The 20,455-nt window shown below is 69.3% G+C and carries 17 protein-coding genes; 2 read left to right on the top strand and 15 right to left on the bottom strand.

The window, feature by feature from the left end; genetic code table 11:
* Positions 1–233: 233 nt before the first annotated feature.
* The 6 genes from R8F63_01435 to R8F63_01410 form a co-directional block, all read right to left on the bottom strand.
* A complete protein-coding gene (locus R8F63_01435; protein ID MDW3217248.1) occupies positions 234–839 on the bottom strand; it encodes an NUDIX hydrolase in 606 nt (201 codons plus the stop codon).
* 4 nt (positions 840–843) lie between these two features.
* A complete protein-coding gene (locus R8F63_01430; protein ID MDW3217247.1) occupies positions 844–1,632 on the bottom strand; it encodes an SDR family oxidoreductase in 789 nt (262 codons plus the stop codon).
* A 20-nt stretch (positions 1,633–1,652) separates the two neighbouring features.
* Entirely contained in the window at positions 1,653–3,179 is a 1,527-nt protein-coding gene (locus R8F63_01425) for an alpha/beta hydrolase (GenBank protein MDW3217246.1), read from the bottom strand.
* Entirely contained in the window at positions 3,176–3,991 is an 816-nt protein-coding gene (locus tag R8F63_01420; GenBank protein ID MDW3217245.1) for a hypothetical protein, read from the bottom strand. Before R8F63_01420 ends, R8F63_01425 begins: the two co-directional genes overlap by 4 nt.
* On the bottom strand, positions 3,988–4,458 hold the full coding sequence (locus R8F63_01415) for a MaoC family dehydratase (protein MDW3217244.1): 471 nt from the start codon (positions 4,456–4,458) through the stop codon (positions 3,988–3,990). The genes R8F63_01420 and R8F63_01415 overlap by 4 nt, the downstream gene beginning before the upstream one ends.
* A gap of 77 nt (positions 4,459–4,535) precedes the next feature.
* The gene (locus R8F63_01410; protein ID MDW3217243.1) at positions 4,536–5,417 is read right to left on the bottom strand and encodes a LysR family transcriptional regulator; all 882 of its coding nucleotides are present in this window, start codon (positions 5,415–5,417) and stop codon (positions 4,536–4,538) included.
* 70 nt (positions 5,418–5,487) lie between these two features.
* On the opposite strand from R8F63_01410, the gene R8F63_01405 reads away from it, so the two are divergent.
* Positions 5,488–6,792 carry an inositol-3-phosphate synthase gene (locus R8F63_01405; protein MDW3217242.1) on the top strand — a complete coding sequence of 435 codons (1,305 nt, stop codon included), beginning with the start codon at positions 5,488–5,490 and terminating at the stop codon, positions 6,790–6,792.
* 36 nt (positions 6,793–6,828) lie between these two features.
* Here the strand turns inward: R8F63_01405 and R8F63_01400 are convergent, their stop codons facing one another.
* The 6 genes from R8F63_01400 to R8F63_01375 form a co-directional block, all read right to left on the bottom strand.
* Positions 6,829–7,695: an alpha/beta hydrolase gene (locus R8F63_01400; GenBank protein ID MDW3217241.1), complete on the bottom strand. Its 867-nt coding sequence runs from the start codon at positions 7,693–7,695 to the stop codon at positions 6,829–6,831.
* A gap of 6 nt (positions 7,696–7,701) precedes the next feature.
* A complete protein-coding gene (locus R8F63_01395; protein MDW3217240.1) occupies positions 7,702–10,077 on the bottom strand; it encodes a CoA transferase in 2,376 nt (791 codons plus the stop codon).
* A 93-nt stretch (positions 10,078–10,170) separates the two neighbouring features.
* Positions 10,171–12,153 (bottom strand): S-layer homology domain-containing protein, encoded by a 1,983-nt coding sequence (locus R8F63_01390; protein MDW3217239.1) that lies wholly within the window; start codon positions 12,151–12,153, stop codon positions 10,171–10,173.
* 181 nt (positions 12,154–12,334) lie between these two features.
* Positions 12,335–13,111, bottom strand: a complete 777-nt coding sequence (locus R8F63_01385) for a hypothetical protein (GenBank protein ID MDW3217238.1) — start codon at positions 13,109–13,111, stop codon at positions 12,335–12,337.
* Between the two features lie 23 nt (positions 13,112–13,134).
* The gene (locus R8F63_01380) at positions 13,135–14,052 is read right to left on the bottom strand and encodes an ABC transporter ATP-binding protein (GenBank protein ID MDW3217237.1); all 918 of its coding nucleotides are present in this window, start codon (positions 14,050–14,052) and stop codon (positions 13,135–13,137) included.
* 40 nt (positions 14,053–14,092) lie between these two features.
* A complete protein-coding gene (locus tag R8F63_01375) occupies positions 14,093–14,548 on the bottom strand; it encodes an amidase family protein (protein MDW3217236.1) in 456 nt (151 codons plus the stop codon).
* Between the two features lie 170 nt (positions 14,549–14,718).
* Between R8F63_01375 and R8F63_01370 the strand changes: the two genes are divergently transcribed.
* Positions 14,719–15,219: a hypothetical protein gene (locus R8F63_01370; GenBank protein MDW3217235.1), complete on the top strand. Its 501-nt coding sequence runs from the start codon at positions 14,719–14,721 to the stop codon at positions 15,217–15,219.
* A gap of 316 nt (positions 15,220–15,535) precedes the next feature.
* Here the strand turns inward: R8F63_01370 and R8F63_01365 are convergent, their stop codons facing one another.
* From R8F63_01365 to R8F63_01355, 3 genes are all read right to left on the bottom strand, one after another.
* Positions 15,536–17,683: a hypothetical protein gene (locus tag R8F63_01365; protein MDW3217234.1), complete on the bottom strand. Its 2,148-nt coding sequence runs from the start codon at positions 17,681–17,683 to the stop codon at positions 15,536–15,538.
* A gap of 118 nt (positions 17,684–17,801) precedes the next feature.
* Positions 17,802–18,995 carry an acetyl-CoA acetyltransferase gene (locus R8F63_01360; GenBank protein MDW3217233.1) on the bottom strand — a complete coding sequence of 398 codons (1,194 nt, stop codon included), beginning with the start codon at positions 18,993–18,995 and terminating at the stop codon, positions 17,802–17,804.
* A 1-nt stretch (position 18,996) separates the two neighbouring features.
* Positions 18,997–20,409, bottom strand: coding sequence for an OB-fold domain-containing protein (locus R8F63_01355; GenBank protein MDW3217232.1), 1,413 nt, complete (start codon positions 20,407–20,409; stop codon positions 18,997–18,999).
* Between the last annotated feature and the right edge of the window lie 46 nt (positions 20,410–20,455).

The following is a 20,455-nucleotide window of genomic DNA, read 5'->3' as shown; positions in this document are numbered from 1 at the left end:
CCTGAGGTCGAGAAGCGTCACGAAAAAGGCTCGGGCCCGGCCGGCGGATGCCGTCGACCGGGCCCCAGTTTCCCTGGAGGGGGACGGGAACTTGCGTTCCCGGATCGACGCCGCTCGGCCCTGCTTCCGTGCGACATCCAACCCACGGACGACCTTAGTCGAAGGATCCACAACTTTCCCGCCGAGAAGCAAACAAACTGCAACCGAACAGCAAACTTCTGGGGACAATGGGTTCACAGATGCGTCCAACCGTTGCTATTGCCGCGACGTTTTCCACGACCGCGACGCGAAAATGCGTCGGCCACGTTGCGATATTCGGACAATGCCTCGAGAAACGCGATCGTCGGGGCGATGGCCTCGAGGTCACCCGCTTCGATCCGTCGCAGCGCATCGCCGGGCCGTTCCCACCACGCGTCGGTCAGTTCGATGCCGTCGGGGACCACGGCACCGCCCATGTAGCGGGCGAGGAAGAAGTGCGTGTCGTACCGCCGGGGCGAGCCGGGAGGCGTGATCCAGTGCCCGACATGGGGGAAGTCGCCGTGATCGACCGGGCCCGCGCCGGCGATGTCGAGGCCGACCTCCTCCTCCGTCTCGCGTATCGCCGCATGGAGAAAGGCCGCGCCGGCGCGCGGGTCCATGTCGGGGACGGACGCGCCGGGCACCCGGTGAAGGGCCGGCGCCTCGCCGTCGGCGGGATCCACGCCGCCGCCGGGGAACACGATCAGCCCGCCCACGAAGACCGACCCGGGCCGACGCTTGCCGATCACGACGTGCAGATCCGGGCGATCGTCGACGATCAACACCGACGCCGCCGGCACGACCGGCACCGAATCCGTCACGTGCTCACGTGTCGTAGAACTCACCGGCGTTCACGAGGAGCCGTTGACCGGTGATCATCGCGGCCCGGTCGCTCGCGAAGAACACGGCCGACTCGGCGACGTCGGCATCGGTCGGCATGGCCCGCAGCGCCATGGTCTGCGCGATCTCGTCGCGCACCTCCTCGGCGGTGATGCCCCGCTCACCCGCCTGCCACTCGCAGTACATCTGCACGTTCGGGCCCCACATCCACGTCGGCACCACGGTGTTGACCCGGATGCCCTTCGGGCCCAACTCGCTGGCCATGTCGCGGGCCATCGCGAGCAGGGCCGACTTGGCGGCCGCGTAGGCGGACTGGGGAATCGCGGGCACCGGCTTCAGCGACGCCTGCGATCCGATCAGCACGACCGATCCACCTCCACGCGCCTCGAATGCCGGGGTCACGGCTCGCACGACATGGACCGCACCCAGGACGTTGACCTCGAGGTTCTTGAGCAGGGTGGCGTCGTCCAGCGCCTCGAACGGAGCGTGGGCGGTGTCGAGCGCAGCCACATTGATCACCGCGTCGAGCCCGCCGAAGCGCTCGGTGGCGGTGGCCACCGCCGCCTCGAGACTCGCCGGATCCATGATGTCCGCCGCGGCGGGTACGACACGCTCCCCGCTCGGGTCGAGTTCGGCGGCGATCGCGGCGAGTCGTTCCTCGTTCCGGGCGACGACCACGACCTGAGCGCCGTCGCGGTGCGCGGCTGCCGCGCAGGACATGCCCAGGCCGGGGCCGACACCGATGACCATCACGGTCTTTCCTTCGAGAATCATGCCGGGATCCTGCCACGCCATCAGGGGCGTGCCCATTCGACGTCGACTCCCGATTCCGCGCACGACGTATCGAGCGTCCGAGCCGGATCGGCGACGAACTGCTGGACGATCTGGGCGATGCAGGAGTCGCCGGCCCAGATGCCGTGGCCGCGCCCGTCCTGGACGACGGTCGTCGCGTTGGTGAGCGTCTCGGCCGCCATCGCGGCGTGGTCCGGCGGCGTGATCGGGTCGAAGGTGCCGCTCAACAGGAGCGTCGAGATGTCGGACACGACCGGCGCGTGGGCCAACGGCGGAGCCTCGTCGCGCTCCCACTCCCGACACATGTCCGCGAGCGGGGCCGCGGCGACGGCCGCCGCGAACGGGTCGTCGACCTGTCCCGGCCCGTCCGTGAACGGCAGGCGGTCGTGGCACTGCACCGCGAAGTAGGTGCCCTCGTCGTTGGCGAGGGCGGAGCTGAGAAAGACGCGCACGCCGGTCTCGCCGAGCCACCGGGCCGAGGACTCGTCACGATCATCCAACCCGCCGACGATCGCCGGGATGTAGCGCAGCCAGGCCTCCTGGTACATGAGCGGGAAGATCAGCTCGGCCGCCCGCCCGCCGTCGAGCACGAGCTCGACGTCCTGGGCGAGCCCCACCCGGTTGCCGCCGAGCGACACGGTCATCGGACGCTCGTCCAACTCCACCATGACCCGCTCGAGCGTGCTCCGCACGGACCCGTCGGCGAGGTACTGCCGGCACACCGTCTCGGCCGCGCACGCCTCGTCGAGCACGTCGAGCGCACGAGTGGCGGACGCGACGATGGCGGCATCGGTGTCGAGCTGGGGTGGATACACCCCGTCGAGGATCACCCCGGCCATGCCCTCCGGTTCGTCCCGAAGCAGCTCGAGGCCGATCGTGGAGCCATAGCTGACGCCGTAGACGACCCAGCGGTCGTATCCCAACGCCGTCATCGTGTCGACCACATCGCCGGCGTGGGTCTCGGACTCGGTGTGCTGCAGCACGAGATCCTGGTCGAGGCGGCGGGCGCAGTCGTCGTAGGCCTCCTCGGACAGCACGGCCGCGGCGTCGTAGGAGCTGGAGAGGATCCGCGGCAGGGCGTCGACGATTTCCGGACAGTCGAAGTCGGGCCCGGCGAACCCGACGCCGCGTTGGTCGATGAACACCTGGGTGAAGGGCTGCTGGGGGAACCACGCGCCGAAGTCCGAGCTCGCCCCGCCCGGTCCGCCCTGCAGGACGGCGAGCGGCGTCTCGAACCCGGTGTCGTAGCCGGCGAGTGTCGCGACGGTGATCCGGGTCGAACCGTCCTCGCCGTCGTCCCGGTCGATCGGAACCGTGACCAGCCCGCACGCGAGCGCCAGCCCGTCCGAGCGGCGCAGATCGTCGGGGCAGTCGACCTGGGCGATCGAGGTGGACGCGCGCGGTGCCGTCGCCGAACCGGTCGCGGTCGACGAGGTGACGAGCGGCGGCGGTTCCGACGCCTCGTCGGTGCCGCAGGCCGAGGTGAGGAGGGCCACCGCCAACGCCGTGGCGGCGACCCGTCCGATCACCAGAGTTGGTCGGTGTAGGTGTCCGTGCCCACGATGGTCGGCAGGAACGGCGCCGCGAAGACGACCTCGCCCTTGCCGCTCGCGGCGATCTCGTCGGCGTAGGCGTGGAAGCGATCCCACACGGCCGTCGGCTCGTCGTCGAGGAAGAACAGCTGCACCTGCCGCGAGGTCGGACCGGGAGGCATCCCCAGGTCCATCGGCGCCTGATCGGTGTCTCCGGCGCCGGGCGCCTGGTAGTGCCACGTCACCATGTTGGCCACGCCCGAACCACTGTCGGCATCACCCATGAGGGCGGGCAGCGAGGTCGATTCGAGATGGGCCACGAGGTCCGCTTCGTCGACGCCGTCGGCCGGATCGACCGCGACGACCGCGAGACCCTTGTACGGGTGATCGAGGGCCAGCTCGATCGGGACGGTGTGGTCCTCCCGGGCGAACGAGGTCGGTTGCTTGAGCAGCACGGTATGGGCGTGTTTGCGCTGCATGAAGCCGCGATCGTTGGTGTAGAGCCACACCACCTGCTCGCCGGCCCAGCTGAAGTGCTCCTCGTGCTTGCCCTCGAGCACCCAGTAGATGGCGAGGTAGGACCCGGCCTCGACCGGACTCGCGACCGGGGTGTCGCCGCGCGGGAAGCGGAGGTCCTTGAGTTCCTTGGTGGCGACCCAACGCTTGCCCGCGAAGAGCCAGGGGCCGACCATGCAGCCGGCGTAGAAGTGATCGCGCTCGTACCAGCGGTTGTACTCCACCTCGTGGCCGACCTCAGGGTCGACCATCGTGAAGAGCATCGAACCGACCTTGATCGGATAGTCGTTCATGAGTCGAAGACGATCCGGCCGATCCACTCGGCCATCAGGGCCGGCTTCTCGACGCCCTCGATCTCGACCGTGATGGTGCGCGTGCTGTTGATCGCCGCGCCCTTGAGTTCCACCTTGCTGATGACGCTGTGGGCCCGCACCCGCTTGCCGGAGTTGACCGGGTTGAGGAAGCGGACCTTGTCGAAGCCGTAGTTGATGCCCATCATCACGCCCTCGAGGGGCGGGAGTTCCTGCTCGATCGACTCGGTCAGGTGGACGAGCATCGACAGGGTCAGGAACCCGTGGGCGATCGTGCCGCCGAACAGTGGCGTCGCCCGCTCGGGGTCGATGTGGATGAACTGATGGTCGAGGGTGACATCGGCGAACTGGTCGATCTGCTCCTGCGTGATCTCGAACCAGTCGCCGTGGCCCTCGTCCCTGCCCTCGCTGGCCTGCATGGCCTCGAACGCCTTCGCTGCGTTGCTCATCACCGATCTCCGGATGCTCGTCGAACGCCGAGGACTCTACGTCCCTGCGCCCCGCTCCGACAGTTGGGACGTCGGGGTCAGAGTCCCGTCCCACCTTCGCCAGCGAGGCGATCCAGGAGCAGGGCGACCGCGGGATCCGTCGCGGCTCCGGTGCGGGTGGCGGCCACGAGGTCCCGCGACGCGATGACACGTCCATTCGCCAGCGCGTCCGTTCCCGTCTCCGCCTGCACCACCGGAAGGACCGTCCACCCCAGTCCGAGCGCCACCATCGAACGCAGCACCTCCGGCTGATGCGACTCGGCGACGACATCCATCGGAGCTCCCAGCTCCTCGAGCGCGTCGCTGATGAGCGCCCGGGTGTGTGATCCCTCGGGGAAGAGGACCCACGGACCCCACGTGTCGGGTCGGCGAGGTCGGCGCCCGTCCGGGGAGTACACGGCGATGTCTTCGGTCAGCAGGGGCCGTACGTCGACGCCCCGACGAGACCCCCGCGGATCGACGCACACCGCGAGGTCGACTCGACCCGCTTCGAGGTGGTCCAGCATCTCCCCAGACGGCCCGACCGTGAGCAGTACCTCCAGCTCCGGATGGGCGGCGCGGAAGGAACGGAGGTGATCCGAGAAGTGCCCGACGGCCGCGGCGTCGATCATCCCGATGCGGACACGACCGGATGCGCCGGTGCGGGCTCGGTCGGCCCACGTCGCAAGGTCTCTCGTCAGCGCGACGACCTGTCGGGCGTGCGCCAGCACTTCCCCGGCCGCCGGCCGCAGCACCCGACGCCTCCCATCCCGGTCGAACAACGGCACGCCGACCCGACGCTCCAGCTCGGCCAGCCCCTGCGACAGCGCCGACGCACTCACGCCGACCGAGGCCGCGGCCGCCGCCCATGTCGGGTGGTCGGCAACGGCGACCAGATACTCGAGTTGCCGAATCGACAGGTCGGGCAGGGCGGTGCGCACCCCGTGCACGATAGTTTAGACTTACTTCATCAACGATCCAAGGTTGCAAGAACTCCTTATCGTCATCCCCATGACTGCACGAGATATCGCTCCCGCCACCGGCAAGCTCGGTGTGCTCACGCCCGGCATGGGTGCCGTGGCGTCCACCTTCATCGCCGGCGTCCTCGCCGCCCGCCAACAAGGCGCCGCTCCCCTGGGCTCCGTGAGCCAGATGGCGCACATCCGCTTGGGCACCCGCGACGAGAGCCGAAACCCCCTGATCAAGGACTTCGCTCCCCTCGCCTCGCTGGACGACATCGTCTTCGGTGGCTGGGATCCGATCTCCGCAAACGCGCTCGAAGCCGCCCGCACCTGTGGCGTGCTCGAGGAGAAGGATCTCGCCCCGATCTCCTCGGAGATGGAGGGCATCGTGGCGATGGATGCGGTCTTCGACCAGAAGTGGGTCAGCCGCCTCGAGGGCACCCGGGTCAAGTCCGAGACCAACATGTGGGACCAGGCCATGGCCCTCATGGCCGACATCGAGAACTTCCGCACGGAGAACGAGTGCGACCGCCTCGTGATGGTGTGGTGCGGCTCGACGGAGGCGTTTCAGCAGCCCTCCGACGTCCACGCGACCATCGAAGCGTTCGAGGCCGGCCTCAAGGCGAACGACGAGAACATCTCGCCCTCGCAGATCTACGTCTACGCCGCGCTCCAGAGTGGCGTGCCCTTCGCCAACGGCGCCCCGAACCTGTCGACCGATCTCCCCTGCATGAAGCAGCTCTCCGAGCGCAACGGCGTGCCGATCGCGGGCAAGGACTTCAAGACCGGCCAGACGCTCATGAAGACGCTCATCGCCCCGGGCCTGAAGGCCCGCATGCTCGGCCTCCGTGGCTGGTACTCGACCAACATCCTGGGCAACCGCGACGGCGAGGTGCTCGACGCGCCGGAGAACTTCAAGACGAAGGAGGAGTCGAAGCTCGGCGTCCTCCACAAGATCCTCGAGCCCGAGGTCTACCCCGACCTCTACGGCAACATCGACCATGTCGTGCGGATCAACTACTACCCGCCCCGCGGCGACAACAAGGAAGGCTGGGACGCCATCGACATCTTCGGATGGATGGGCTACCCGATGCAGATCAAGATCGACTTCCTGTGTCGTGACTCGATCCTCGCCGCGCCCATCGTGCTCGATCTCGCCCTGTTCATGGACCTGGCCCACCGCGCCGGGGAGTCCGGCGTGCAGGAGTGGCTGTCGTTCTACCTGAAGGCGCCGCAGTCGGCGGTCGACGGCGTGCCCGCCGAGCAGGACCTGTTCATCCAGCAGACGAAGCTGAAGAACACGCTGCGCGAGTGGATGGGCGAGCCCGCCGTCACGCACAGCGAGGCTGGCTGAGTCCAGCCGACCCAACAAGTAGCGAGGCTGGCTGAGTCAGCTCGCCAGCGCCGCGCTGATCCGGTCGAGGGTCAGCGTCCAACTCTCGTGGGCGGGGTCGATCACGTCGAAGTGATCGGCCCCGTCGAAGACTTCGACCGTCAGCTGCGCCGGATCGGCGACCTTCGCTTCGTACGCGACGACCCGATCCGGAGGGACGATGGCGTCCTCCGCTCCCTGGATGACCAACTGGGGCACGACGATCGGCAGGAGTGCGGCCGGATCGGCGATGGCGTACGCCTCCGGCGCGTCGCTCGGCTGTGCACCCATCAGGCCGAGGACGGCGCCCTGCCCCAGGTCGATGTTGGCCTGCAGGTCGGCAACCGGTGCCTGGCCGACGACGAGTCGCGGCGTGACCGCAGGGTCCGAACCCGGCGCGCCTGCGGAGATGTTGGCGCGCTGACCGATCCACAACGCGAGGTGCCCTCCGGCTGAGTGGCCGACCACCGCGACCCGGTCCAGGTCGAGCGGCTCGGTCTCGGCCAGCGTGGCGAGGTGATCGACTGCGGCGGCGACGTCGACGAGTGTGCCGGGGTAGCCGCCGTCGGGGTCACCGACGCGGCGGTACTCGATGTTCCACGCCGCGTAGCCGTTGGCGACGGCGTCCGCGGCCTGCGGCTCGGCCAGCGTCGTGTCGAACGCATTCCGCCAGAAGCCACCGTGGATGAACACGATCACGGGATGCGGCCCGTTTCCCGGCGGCAGGGTCAGGAATCCGTACTGCTGCGGATAGTCCTCGCCGTAGCCCAGCTGCGTCGGACCGGAGCCGGATCGCGGCTCGGGGTCACTCACCGGGGCGTCCCCGTCCCCGCAGCCGGCCGCGAGCAGTGCCGCACCGACCACCACGGCAACGATGCGACGCACGCAATCTCAACCCTCGTGGGGCGGGTCGGTCTCCAACACGCCGGAGGCGACGAGGCCGTCGATCTCGTCGGCGGGGACGCCTAACCAGTCCCCGGCGATCTCCCGGGTGTGCTCACCGAGTCCGGGCGCCGGGAAGATGTCCGGCCCGATCATGCCGGAGGCGTGGAACGCACCACCCTCGAAGATCATCCGGCCGATCGGTGGCTGCTCCAGCCACTGGAGGTAGCCCCGCGCCTCGAGGTGCGGGTCGGTCGACTGGGTCGCGCCCGTCAGCATCGGGCCGGCGGGAACACCGGCTGCAAGGCACGCCGCGGTCGCCTCGTCGTTCGTGCGCGCGCCGGTCCATGTCGCGATGGCGGCGTCGATGTCGGCTTCTGCAGCACGCCGTCCGGACTCGTCGAGCGACGCATCGAGGCCGCCGACCAATCCGGCCAGCGCCTCCCACTCGGCGTCGGTTCGACAGCAGATCGCGACCCAGGTGTCCTCGCCGGCGGTCGGGTAGAGGCCCCACGGCGATCCGTGGTCGGAGTGGTTGCCCCGCGGCACGACCGAGCCGGGCACGAGCGACTCCTTCGCCAGGAGATCGCCCATCACGCCGACGACCTGTTCCACCTGACACACCTCGACATGGGCTCCACCGTCGCCGTTGCGGCGGTTGCCGAGCACCCCGGCGAGAGCGCCGACCGCGCCGACCCGGCCGGCGAAGTGGTCGGGGAAGATCGCCTGACTTCCGGCGGGCACCGGGTCGTTCTCGTAGTTCCAGAGGTGCGTCATGCCCCCCGTGACCTGGGTGTTGGGGCCGTAGCCGAGCCAGTCCGCCCAGCGGCCGCGTGACCCCATGAGTTGGCTCGACATCATCACGATGTCGGGGTTGACCTCCCGCATCGCCGGATAGCCGAGCCCCATGTTGTCCATCGTGCCGGTCGAGTTGTTCTCGATGACGACATGGGAGGTCTCCGCCATCGTCTTCAGCAGCTCGATGCCCTTCTCGGTCTTGGCGTTGATCCCCAGGGAGCGCTTGCTGCGGCTCGACGACGCGAAGGAGGGCGACATCTCGCCGCCGAGCACCACGCGGATGAAGTCGGGGTACGTACGACTCTCGATCTTCACGACGTCGGCGCCGTACTCGCCGAACATCCGACCGGTCTCCACGCCGACCCCACCGTGGCCGAAGTCCATGACCCGCACGCCGGCGAGCGGCTTCGCCGGGTCGAGCGGGGCGGTGGGCGCGGGCCGCGCCTCGCCGAGATCCGCGAAGACCTCGTCGGTGTGTTGCCCGACCGCCGGGGGAGGCGAAACCGGCCCCACCCGCTCGCCGTCGATCTCGAACCAGCCGGACGGCAGCTTCATGACGCGACCGTCGTCGATCGTGACGTCGTCGAAGGTGCCGCGGCTCTCGAGATGGGGGTTGGCGAGCACCTCGTCCGGCTTCAGGATCGGTGTGCACACGATGCCGCGACGCTGCGCCTCCTCGCACACGTCGAGCATCTTCATGTCCTTCCAGAGCTCGGCGTAGAGCGGGTTCAGGACGGCGTCGGCGATCATCAGGCGACCGACGAAACCGTCGAGATCCGGATCCTGGAGGTAGTCCGGCTCCCCGAGCCACGCTCGGATCGCGTGCCATTGCCGCGGGCTCAGCACGACGAGACGCACGAAGCCGTCGGCGCACGGGATGATCGTGTAGACGGGGCCCGGCCCCGCCCGCATCTCCAACCCCGGCTGCCCGGCGTCGAACGACCGGCTCCAGTTGGACAGCGACCAGTCGGTGATCTGTGCCAAGGACTCGTTGACCGAGACGTCGATGACCTGCCCGGCGCCGGTGTCCTCGTGTTGCCAGAGCGCGCAGAGCACCGCCCACGCGCCCACGACACTGGCGGTGTCGTCGCCGATCAGCCCGGGGGGAAGGATCGGCCCGCCCTCGTGGGTCCCGGCCTTGAACGCCATGCCGCCCGTCGCCTCGATGACCGCGTCCGGCACGTCGCGACCGGCATAGGGACCGGTGCGCCCGTACGCCGTGATGCTCGCGACGATCAGGTGCGGATGTCGCCCGCCGAGTTCGTCGGCATCGAGGCCTGTCCCCTCCACCGTCGCGGGTTCGTCGGAGACGATCACGACGTCCGCATGGGCGAGGAGCCGGTGGAGCTGTTCACGGCCATCACCGTCGGCGAGGTCGAGCTCCACGCCGAGCTTCCCGCAGTTGCGGAACGTCCAGTAGAGCGAATGGTCCCCGTCGATCGGCGCCATCGTCCGGCTGGGCGACCCGCCGGCGGGTTCGACCTTGACCACGTCGGCGCCGAGGTCGCTCAGAAGGCGGCCACACAACTCGCCGCGACCGATCGTCATGTCGACGACACGGATTCCGTTCAATGGACGACGCGGCACGAGCTCTCCCTGGTTGCCTGTCCGGGTTGGACCGCGGCGATCGTAGATCGCGCCGCTCCAACCGGCACACCGGGCGCGGCGCCCGCTGTCGCGTCAGTTCAATCCGAGGTCGCTGCCGTCGGTCGCCGCACCGATCGCCGGTGAGCCGGGCGCCAACGAGAAGTCGAGCGGTGCCGCCACGAACATGGGGTCGGCACGGTATTCACAAACCGAGCTGTCACACAGGTTGTTGTCGAAGACGGTGCCGGGATCGCCGCGCAGATCCTGGCCCTCGTTCGCCCAGCCGATGTTGTCGCGGAACACGATCCCCGTCGCCGTCGGGTGGTTCACCCGGAACCCGCCGTAGCCACTGTGCAATCCGTTGGCGTAGGCGATGTTGTGTTCGAAGACGACGTTCTTCACCGTGCCGCCCGCCTCGTTCCCATGAGGATGGTCGTAGACGAGGAAGCCGTCGCCATCGTTGCCGACGGCGATGTTGTCGTGGATGTGGATCCCGTCGACGTCGCCCTGTCCCTCGGTCGTGACCCACAGGCCCTGATTGGCGTTGGACGCGAGCAGGTTGCCGAAGATCTCGATGTCGGTGATCAGCGCGTCCCAATCCGCCGAGCCACCGTCGATGTGGATGCCGCGGTCCGCCATGTTGTGGACGTAGTTGCCGTAGATCTTGGAGTCCCGCACGCCTTCCTTGAGGGCGATGCCCTCGTCGCCGCCGGTGCCGGACGGGTCGCCGTCGGCGAGCTCGTTGGCGACGATGTGGGCGTTGACCACGCCACTGCCGACGGAAAGGACCTCGCTGGTCGTGAGCGTCGCGAAACGGATCTCGTTGCCGATGATGAGGATGTCGCGCACACCGTCGAAGTCGCCCGGATCCGCACTCGGCAGGACGCCACGGACACTGATGCCGGAGTGTTCGGTGCGCAGCGTCTGGTTGTTGGCGAACACGACATTGTCCACGTCCGGGCCGATGACCTGCAGCCCGTTGTTCGCGATGTCGCGCAGGAGGAAGCCGTGGACGATGAGATCGGACGTGCCGATGGCGCGTATCCCCCAGCCCTCGATGATCGCGTCGTGTTCATCGCCGGGATAGGCGGAGAGGACGACACCACTGGTGCGCGGTTCGATCCGCCCGTCGTCGTAGACACCGGCCTTCACGAGCACGACATCGCCCGTGGCGGCGGTCTCGGCCGCGTGGACGATCGTGCGCCACGGGGCGGCCGCGGTGCCCGGGTTGGCGTCGGAGGCATCCGGATGATCACGATCCACGATGTAGGTCGTGCCGGTCGCCACGAACTCCGGACGAGCGCACGACGGCGAGCCCGGGTTGTAGTGGATGTCGAACCACACGTCGGACCACTGCTCGCCGGCCTTCACACGGCAGTCGGCGGGGTCGCTGCCCGAAACCGGCGGATCGCTGTTCGCCGGCGTCGGGTCAGGCGGGTTGACAGGGCCGCCGGTGCAGGCCGGGGACGCCGTGTCGACCGTGACGGCCGGCGAGCCCTTGTAGCGGTAGAAGAACGCAGCGAGCTGGCCACGGGTGACGATCGCGTCCGGGGAGAACGTGGTCGCGCTCGTGCCGGTGGTGATGTCCTCGGCGACCATCCAGGCCACGGGGGCCTGCTGCCAGCCGCTCGTGACGTCGTGGAACGGGTGGCCGTTCGCGCTCGGCTCGCCGGCCAGGCGGTGCAACAGCGCAGCGAGCTGGCCACGGGTCAGTCCGTCGTCCGGCGAGTACCGCCACGGGGCGGTGCCGGTGGTGATGCCCTGCTCGACCATCCAGGCCACGGCATCCTGTTGCCATGGGGCCACGACGTCGGCGAACGGGTGATCGCCGACGGGTGCGGGCTCGCCTTCCATCCGCCACATGAACGCCGCTGCCTGGCCGCGGGTGACGGCGTCGTGGGGCGAGAAGCAACCGGCGCCGGTGCCGGTGGTGATGTCGTTGTCAACCATCCACTGGACCGGTCGGGCCCAGTACGTCCCGCTCTCGACGTCCCCGAAACCCGCCACGCCCGAGGCCGGGCCGACACCGACCGCCAGCAGGGCGATCGAAAGGAGAAGTGGGGCGAAACGACGCATCAGATGCAGGTATCGGCGCGAACTCGACCAACGTGAAGCGAATCTGGGAAACACCATGCCCTCCAGCCCGCGCCTTTCCGTCATGGAAACGTAACATCACCGTCACGCCGAGTGATGCATGGGTCCCTGTGGAAACCTGTGGAATTCCGCCCGACCGGCGAAAACCCGCCTCGCTCGGTGGTCAGCCGATGTCGCGATGCTGAAACGCAGTGACACCGACCGCCACGAGGACGGAGGCCATCGCGAGCAGGAGGAGAAGGGGCGCGACCCCGACTCCCTGCCAGAGCGGCTGCGAGTCCGCGTAGGGATACCAGAGCGACGCATAGCGCAGGAAGCGGATCGAGTCGACCAGCGGGAAGAGGCCGTACGCGAGATAGCTCCACACCGCGATCACGCTGCCGGCGCCGAGCGCGGTGCCCCGCCGACCGGTGATCGCCCCCGCGGCGAATCCCGTGGCGCCGATCGTGACCCCCAGCGCCCAGAGGTGCAGGCACGCGGCGGTCAGCCTCCCGAGCCCGATGCCGAGATCCGCGACGAACGACCCGGTGGCTGCCGCGAACCAGTAGCCGGCCACGACGACGGAGACCGAGGCGACCATCGACACCGCGGCGGACAGCGCGATCGTGCGGCGCTCGACGCCGATCGTCGCGAGCAGGTCGAGTCGGCCGCTGCGCTCGGAGCCGGCCAGCGCCGACGCCGCCGTCGACACCGCCACGACGGTCACGAGGATCGGCGCCATCGAACCGAACGCCTCCGCCTGGAGGAACCCCTCCGGAGTCGCGAACTCGGTGCTGCCGACAAGCTGTTCGAAGAACTCCGGGAGATTGTCGGACATCTCCGCGAAGCTGTCGCGCACGCTCGGGTAGACCGCGATCTGGAGCCACAGCATCAACATGGCGCCGAGCGCCACGCCGCCGGTGAGGGTGCGCCGCTCCCGGGCGAATCGGGTGGCGAGCACCCGACCCTGGTGCAACACCACCATCACGGCGCCACCGCCCCGTCGTCCGCTCGGTAGAAGTCAAGGAACACGTCCTCGAGGTCAGCGGCTGCACTGCGCACCGACCGCACCTCCGAATCGACGAGGGCCGCCCGCAACACGGCGTCGACGGATCCCTGCACGACCACCCGCAGGCGAGCGCCGTTCGCCTCGGCGGACCGCACGCCGTCCACCGCTCGGATGCGGCCGATGTCCGGCGGCTCGGCCAGCTCGAGCTCGAGCGTCGTGGTCGCACGTTCCTTGAGGCCCGCGAGGGTGTCGACCGCCACGAGGCGTCCTTCGCGGATGACGCCGACCCGGTCCGCGACGCGGTCGACCTCGGCCAGGCTGTGCGATGAGAGGAACACGGTTGCGCCCCGATCGGCGGCCTGCCGGAGCATCTCGTGGAGGGTGTGCTGCACGAGCGGGTCGAGCCCGCGGGTCGGTTCGTCGAGCACGATCAGGTCGGGCTCGTGCGCGAGCGCGTGAAGCAGGGCGATCTTCTGTCGGTTGCCGGTGGAGAGATCCCGGATTCGTCGGTCGAGTTCGGCGTCGAGACGTGTCGCCATCTCCTCCCGCACTGCGGACGCGTCGACGCCGCGAAGGGCGTCGGCTTCGCGGAGAAACCGCCGACCGGTCAGCTGATCCGAGAACGCGGGTTCACTCGGCACGTAGCCGGTGCGCCGCAGGATCGCCGCCGCGTGGGCCCGGGGATCGAGCCCGAAGACCTCCACAGCGCCGGACGTCGGTCGGGCGAGATCGAGCAGCATGCGAATCGTGGTGGACTTGCCCGCCCCGTTCGGACCGAGGAATCCGAAGATCTCGCCGGGCCAGATCGTGAGGTCGAGTTCGTCGACGGCGACCACGCCGGGAAACGCCTTGGTGAGATGACGCGTCTCGACGACCGCTGGACCCGTCTGCATCCCCCCGTTCTACGGCCGCCGAGCCCGGATGGACAGTGACCTACGTCCCGAGCCGCGGACGCTCGTCGGGCCAGCCGGTTGTCGCCTCGATCTGCGCGGCCAACGAGAGGAGGAGGTCCTCGCGGTTCGGCGGGGCGACGAGCATCACCGCCTGCGGCAGACCGTCCGCGTCGAATCCCATCGGGACCGATGCCGCCGGCTGGCCCGTGTAGTTCCAGATGGCGGTGAACGGGTAGACGCGGCTCATGCCGAGCAGCGTGCGAACCGCCCCCTTCCCGGCCCACTCCCCGACCGCCACGGGCGGCGTCCCGACCACCGGCGTCACGAGCACGTCGACATGGTCGAACACCTCGTTGATGCGCGTGGCGTGGGCGTGCTGATTGCGCAGGGCGGCGCGGCGGGCCCGGTCCGGGAGCATGCGCCCGAGTCGTGCGAAGCCCCGGGTACGGGCCTCGAGTCGCTCCGGGTTCGGCACGGTCTCGAGGTGCTGCTGCACACCCTTCAGGTACAAGGGCGATCATGCCGTTGCCGGCGTTCTTGTACGCGGGATCACGTTCCTCGGTGGTGTGGCCGAGCTCGCGGAAGAGGGCGTCGGCGGCGGCGAGCGCATCCGTCGCCGCCGCTTCGATGCGGGGAGGCAGGACACCACGCACGGTCGCGCTCGAGATGGCGATCCGCAGCGATCCCGGCGGACGGCTCGCCGCGGCAACGAAGGAGTCGGTCGGCGGCTCGGCCCGATGGGCATCTCCGTCGGCCGGACCGTGGGCGACGTCGAGCCACAGGGCGGTGTCCTCCACCCGCCGGCTCAGGCATCCCGTCTTCGACATGCCGTACCAGTGCTCGGCCTCCGGCATGAGCGAGATGCGGCCCCGTTGGGGCTTGAGCCCGAAGAGCCCGTTGAGGGCGGCCGGGATGCGGATCGATCCGGCACCATCACTCGCCGATGCTGCACCCACGAGTCCGGCGGCGACGGCGGCCCCGGAACCACCGCTCGAGCCGCCCGGCGTGCGCCCGAGGTTCCACGGGTTGCGGGTGTCGCCGGTGGCGGGCGACTCGGTGAACCCGCAGATCGCGAGTTCGGGGAGGTTCGTCATCCCGATGGTGATCGCGCCGGCGTCGAGCAGGCGCTGGACGTGCACCGCAGTGGTCGGCGCCGGCGTGTCGTAGGCGTTCGTGCCGTGTTGGGCCACGCGACCGGCGATGTCCAACTCGTCCTTGAACGCGACCGGCACGCCGAGCAGCGGTGCCGACTCGCCCGCGGCCAGCCGCTGGTCCGCCGCAGCCGCCGCGGCCCGGGCGTCGCCGACGAAGACTTCCCGGAAGGAGTTCAGCCCGCCGACCCGATCGTCGAGCCGGTCGAGGCACACGTCGACGAGCTCGCGAGAACTGATGTCACCGGATCGGAGCAGACGAGCCTGTTCGGCGATCCCTGCGAAAGCGAGGTCTTCGGCGTCCATGGGCCGACCGTACCCGACGGGGCGGATCAGTCGTCTCGGGCGAAGCCGCTGAACAGTTCCGGCTCGGCGCCACCCTCGTCCTCCACCGCCGCGTCGGCCTCGGCCGTTTCATCCTCCGCCCGTCGGCGCCGCCGCCGACGACGAAGGAGAAGGACGAGGACGAGGACCAACAGCACCAACAGCCCGAGCGCGACACTGCCGATCACGGTCGCTCGAGTCCGCCCGACCGACTCGGCATCATCGAGCGTGTCGAGCACGTCGTCGGCTGCGCGGTGCACGGCGGTGTAGGCGCCCGACTCGAACGCGACGCGCGCGTCCTCCACGGTCGCGTCGACGTCGGTGCCCCACAGGCCGAGATCCTCGAGTCGGCTCGTGGGTTCTTCCGCCCGGGCCGACGCCTCTGTCAGCGCCGCAAGCGCGGATTGCTGTTCAGCGAGCGCCTCGAGCACCGCCTCGACATCTCGTACCGCGCTCGCGTCTTCATAGAGGGCCTGGGGCGCGGCCGGAGCGGTGAGGCCGAGCGTCGAGGAATCGGCTCGTACGGCCTGCGCCTCGGCCGCCGCTGCGGACAAGGCCTCGGCGAACTCGATCACGCGATCGAAGCGCCAGTCCGCGAGCAGCTGGTAGAGCTCATCGGGCACGGCCCATCCGGGCTCAGCCTCGGCGATCTCCGTGACGGCATCCTGCGCCGCGGGCCGCTCGTCCAAGCGGTCGATCTCGTTGGGGCGGAGCACCCACTCGGCCAGCAGCTCCCCCACCTGCTCGCTCCCCCCGACCACCTCGAAGGCATCCACCACGTCGCGCCAATCGGCGGCCGTCAATCCAGGGTCGGACAAAACCGGCGCGTACGGATTCTCCTGCTCGAACAACGACGTCAGCACCGCGGTCAATGCCTCCTCGCCGATCTCGTCGACGAGCGCGTCGATGACCTGATACGAGGCCGCATACCCCCACTGCTCGCGCTCGGCCTGTTCCTCCGAGTCCTCCCAGAAGAATGGCGTCGTCCACGCGGCGAGCTCGATACTGCCGGCCCCGTTCCGAGTCACCGTGTCGAACTCGACGACCTCGTCGCCGAGCTCCCGGGCCATCCGGACGCCGAAGTACTCGGCCAGGCCCTCGGTGAGCCAGCGCGCTCGACTGAAATCGTTGTTGAACCAGGCGTGGGCGAGCTCGTGGCCGAGGAGGTCCATCTCCAGGTACTCCCCGACCTCGATCGCGGCATCGTCCTCGTCGGTCTCGATCGGCTCGTAGTACCACCCGCCGTATCCCGCCAGCGCAGGGGCGATCGCCTCGCGGATCTCGAGTTCGTCGCCGACCGGCCACGGGGTACCGACGGCCTCCTGAAGGATCGGAAGTCCCTCGCGCAGACCGCGCTCGACGAACGCGTCCCACTCCGTGTCGCCCGGCCATGACGCGATCGAGAGCTCACCGTCGATGCCGCCGACGTCCACGGTGCGCCGGGCCAGGCCGAAATCGGAACTCGCGACGACGATGACGAACCACTCGAACGGATCGGTGATCCCCTCGGCCTCGAGCACGGTCGCGCCGAACGCCTCGGTTCGGTCGACGTCGTTGCCGAACGTCTGCACCTCGAAGCCGGGCGGGAACTCGACCCGCACCGAGGCCCGGCCGTCATCACCGCGGGCGACGACCGGGAAGCTCGTGAGGGCCGGGTTCACCCGCGCCCACGCCTCGTCGTTTCGGTGACCGCCGTCCGGGATGCGGAACGACACCGTGAGCTCGCGGGTCTGGCCGTAGAAGAGGTTCGGGCCGAGATCGATCTCCCAGGTGGCGAACGGGCTGTCGGCGAACTCGATCTCTTCCTCAGGGGTCAGGGCGGCGAGCGACACCGCGAGCGCATCCCCATTCGACCGGCGGGCGGCGACATCCACGGCATCTTTCGGAATCCCGGCGTAGATCGCCGAGAAGTACGTCTGGAGGATCCGAAATCCCTCGCGACGGTCGGGCACCTGGTTGGTCGCCGTAAAGGTGATCTCCACGTCGATCACCCCTTCGTCGGGGAGCACGCGGTACACGCTGTGCCCGGTCAACCGAAGTCCATCCTCCTGCGCCGCGGCGGGCGACTCGGTTGCGAGGATCGACGAGAGCACGATCACGATGACGAACGCCGCCGGCGCACGTCGCCTCCGCCTCGGGTCCACCGCCTGTCGCACGTCGCCCCCTCGCCGTCCGATACCACAACGTATCTCGCGCGATCACGGCCGACGAGACGTGCGCCGCCACGGCGACTGAGCGGAGAAAGTACTGGGGTCTGACCCCAGAAGGTATGGCCTAGCCGAGTTCGGGGCCGTAGATGCCGACGAAGCTGACCATCTCGCCGGGGTAGCCGCCGAGGTTGTGGGTGAGCCCGAGGTTGCGATCGGTCTCGGGGATCCGCCGATCCTCGGGCGCCTCGCCCCGCAGCTGGAGCCAGACCTCGTAGAGCATCCGCAACCCCGACGCGCCGACCGGGTGACCGAACGACTTGAGGCCGCCGTCGGTGTTGACCGGGAGCCGGCCGTCGAGCGCGAACGCGCCGTCGAGCACGTCCTGCCAGGCCGCGCCCGGGTCCGAGAAGCCGAGGTCCTCCATGAGGACGAGCTCGGTCGGCGTGAAGCAGTCGTGCACCTCGGCCATCGCGATCTCGGACTTCGGGTCCGTCACCCCGGCCTGGGCGTAAGCGTCCTCCGCCGCCCACTTGGACTCGAGCAGCGACGTGTAGTCGTAGTCCGGGTCAAGCGATCCGGCACCGGTGCCGGCGACGAACGACAGCGCCTTGATGTAGAGCGGGTTCGGGCAGTACTTGTGAGCGTCCTCGGCGCGGCACATGATCACCGCGGCCGCACCGTCGGCCACGCCGGCGCAGTCGAACACCGACAACTCGCCGGCCACGGCCGCCATCTGGCAGATCTGCTCGGCACTGGTCTCCCGGCGGAACTGGGCGAGCGGGTTGCGGGCGCCGTTGTAGTGGTTCTTCTCCGCGATCTTCGCCACCGTGTAGCGCAGCTCGTCACGGTCGACGCCGTACTTCTGCGAGTAGGACGGGAGGATGAGGCTGAACATCGCGGCGGCAGTGAGGGTGCGCTGCGTGCCGTCGGTCGGGATCGGGAACGCATTGAGCCCCTGGTAGCCGCCGTCCTTCACCTTCTCGGCGCCGAGCGCCATGACCACGTCGTACGCGCCGGAGGCCACCGCGTAGGCCGCGTTGCGCATCGCCTCGGACCCGGTGGCGCAATAGTTCTCGACCCGGGTGACGGGCTTGCCCTGGATCTTGAGCGGCCCGCCCATGGCGAGGCCCGACGCGGCCGACTGCGAGGTGCCGAACCAGAACGCGTCGACGTCCTCCTGGGCGACACCGGCCGACGCGTAGGTGGACTGGGCGGCGTCGATGATCAGGTCGTCGAGCGACTTGTCCCAGTGTTCGAGGAAGGGCGTGCAGCCCATGCCGATGATGGCGACCTGGTCCTTGATGCCGTGGGAACCCATGTCAGCTCTCCCCCCGTACGGGACGGACTTTCCAGAAGTAGTTGTGGATCTCATCGCTCGTCGAGAGGCGACGGAACGTCGGTTCGACCCGTCCGCCGATCTCGACCTCGTCGGGGTCGACGTCGGTCAGTTCGAGCGGCGCGCGACCGCCGCCGTCGAAGTCGACGACCGCGAAGACCACGGGCGGGCTCGGTGAGTAGACGAGCTTGTCGATGGTGAAGCTGGCGATCGTGCCGACGGTGTCCGCCATCGGCACCGGCTCCATGTCGTCCACCGCGCCACCCTTCTGCGAGACGCGGGCCGGGGGCATGTGGAGCATGCCGCTGCTGCGATCACGGGTGCCGACGAAGGCGAACTTCCAATCGTTGCGCCGGTACGCGGCGCTCGCGGACGTCCGCTGTGGCGGAGGACGGTTCGGCGGCTCGACCGCAACCATGCCGCGCCACGAGAGGAACTTCCCGTAATCGATGGGAGCGCCGGAGGCAGCCTGCGCCGAGACGGGAGCGGACGGCGAGTAGTTCGCGATGGCATCCGTCGTCCGCAGGATCACGACCTCCACGCCGTCCGCCAGCATCGCGACAGCGATCGTCTGGCCCGGCTCGGCCTGCTCGAGCGTGGCCGCCAGGAGAAGCGCCGGATGGGCGGTGCCGGTGTTGCCCACCGTGGCGGACAAGTCGTCGACGAGATGCTCTGTGGCGGCCCCGAAGGCCTTGCCGCCGCGCTTGATCGCCCGGGCGTGGAGCCCGGCGACCGCGAGATGGTCGATCGCGTCGGCCTCGATGCCCGCGTCGGCGAGCGCGGCGTCGAACGCTGCCTTCATCAGCGGCGCGTAGGTGACCTCACCGAACCGCTCCTCCCAGACCCGGCTGCGCGCCGCGCCCGGCACCCGCCAGCGCTCGAGGAACTCGTCGGTGGCGATGCCGGCACCGACGTACTCGGCGATGACGGGACCGGCCGACTCGTCGCCGATCAGCAGCGCCGCCGCACCGTCGCCGCCGCTCGCCTCGTCGGCCGACGTGGCCATGCCGTCGCGGACGTCGGAGCAGACCACGAGCGTCGTGCCGCCTCCCTGGAGGGCGGTGCGCACGGTACCGATGCCCGAGCGAAGGGCGCCGCCGAGGTCGAGGGCGCCGACCGACGGGTCGAGCCGCAACGCCGCGTGGATCGCGGCGGCGTTCGTCTTCTCGAGATACGCGGGCGTCGAGGTGGCGAACCAGAGCGAGTCGACGGACACGTCCCCGGCGTCGCGCAGTGCGTTGCGCGCGGCCTCGGCCCCCATGGTGGTGGTGTCCTCGTCGAAGCCGGCGACGCTGCGGGTGCCGCGACCGCCACCCTTGCCGAACAGGGCGGTGATCTCGGCCCGGTCGAGACGACGATGAGGGATGTACGCCCCGCTGGCGATGATGCCGCGCATGCATGCTCCTGAGAATCTGACGATCGGTCAGAAACCCTACCGGCGG

Source organism: Acidimicrobiales bacterium (genome assembly GCA_033344915.1).
Classification (GTDB): Bacteria; Actinomycetota; Acidimicrobiia; order Acidimicrobiales; family Aldehydirespiratoraceae; genus JAJRXC01.
Note: the sequence above shows the minus strand (reverse complement) of the source record. Positions and strands in the feature narration are given on the sequence as shown.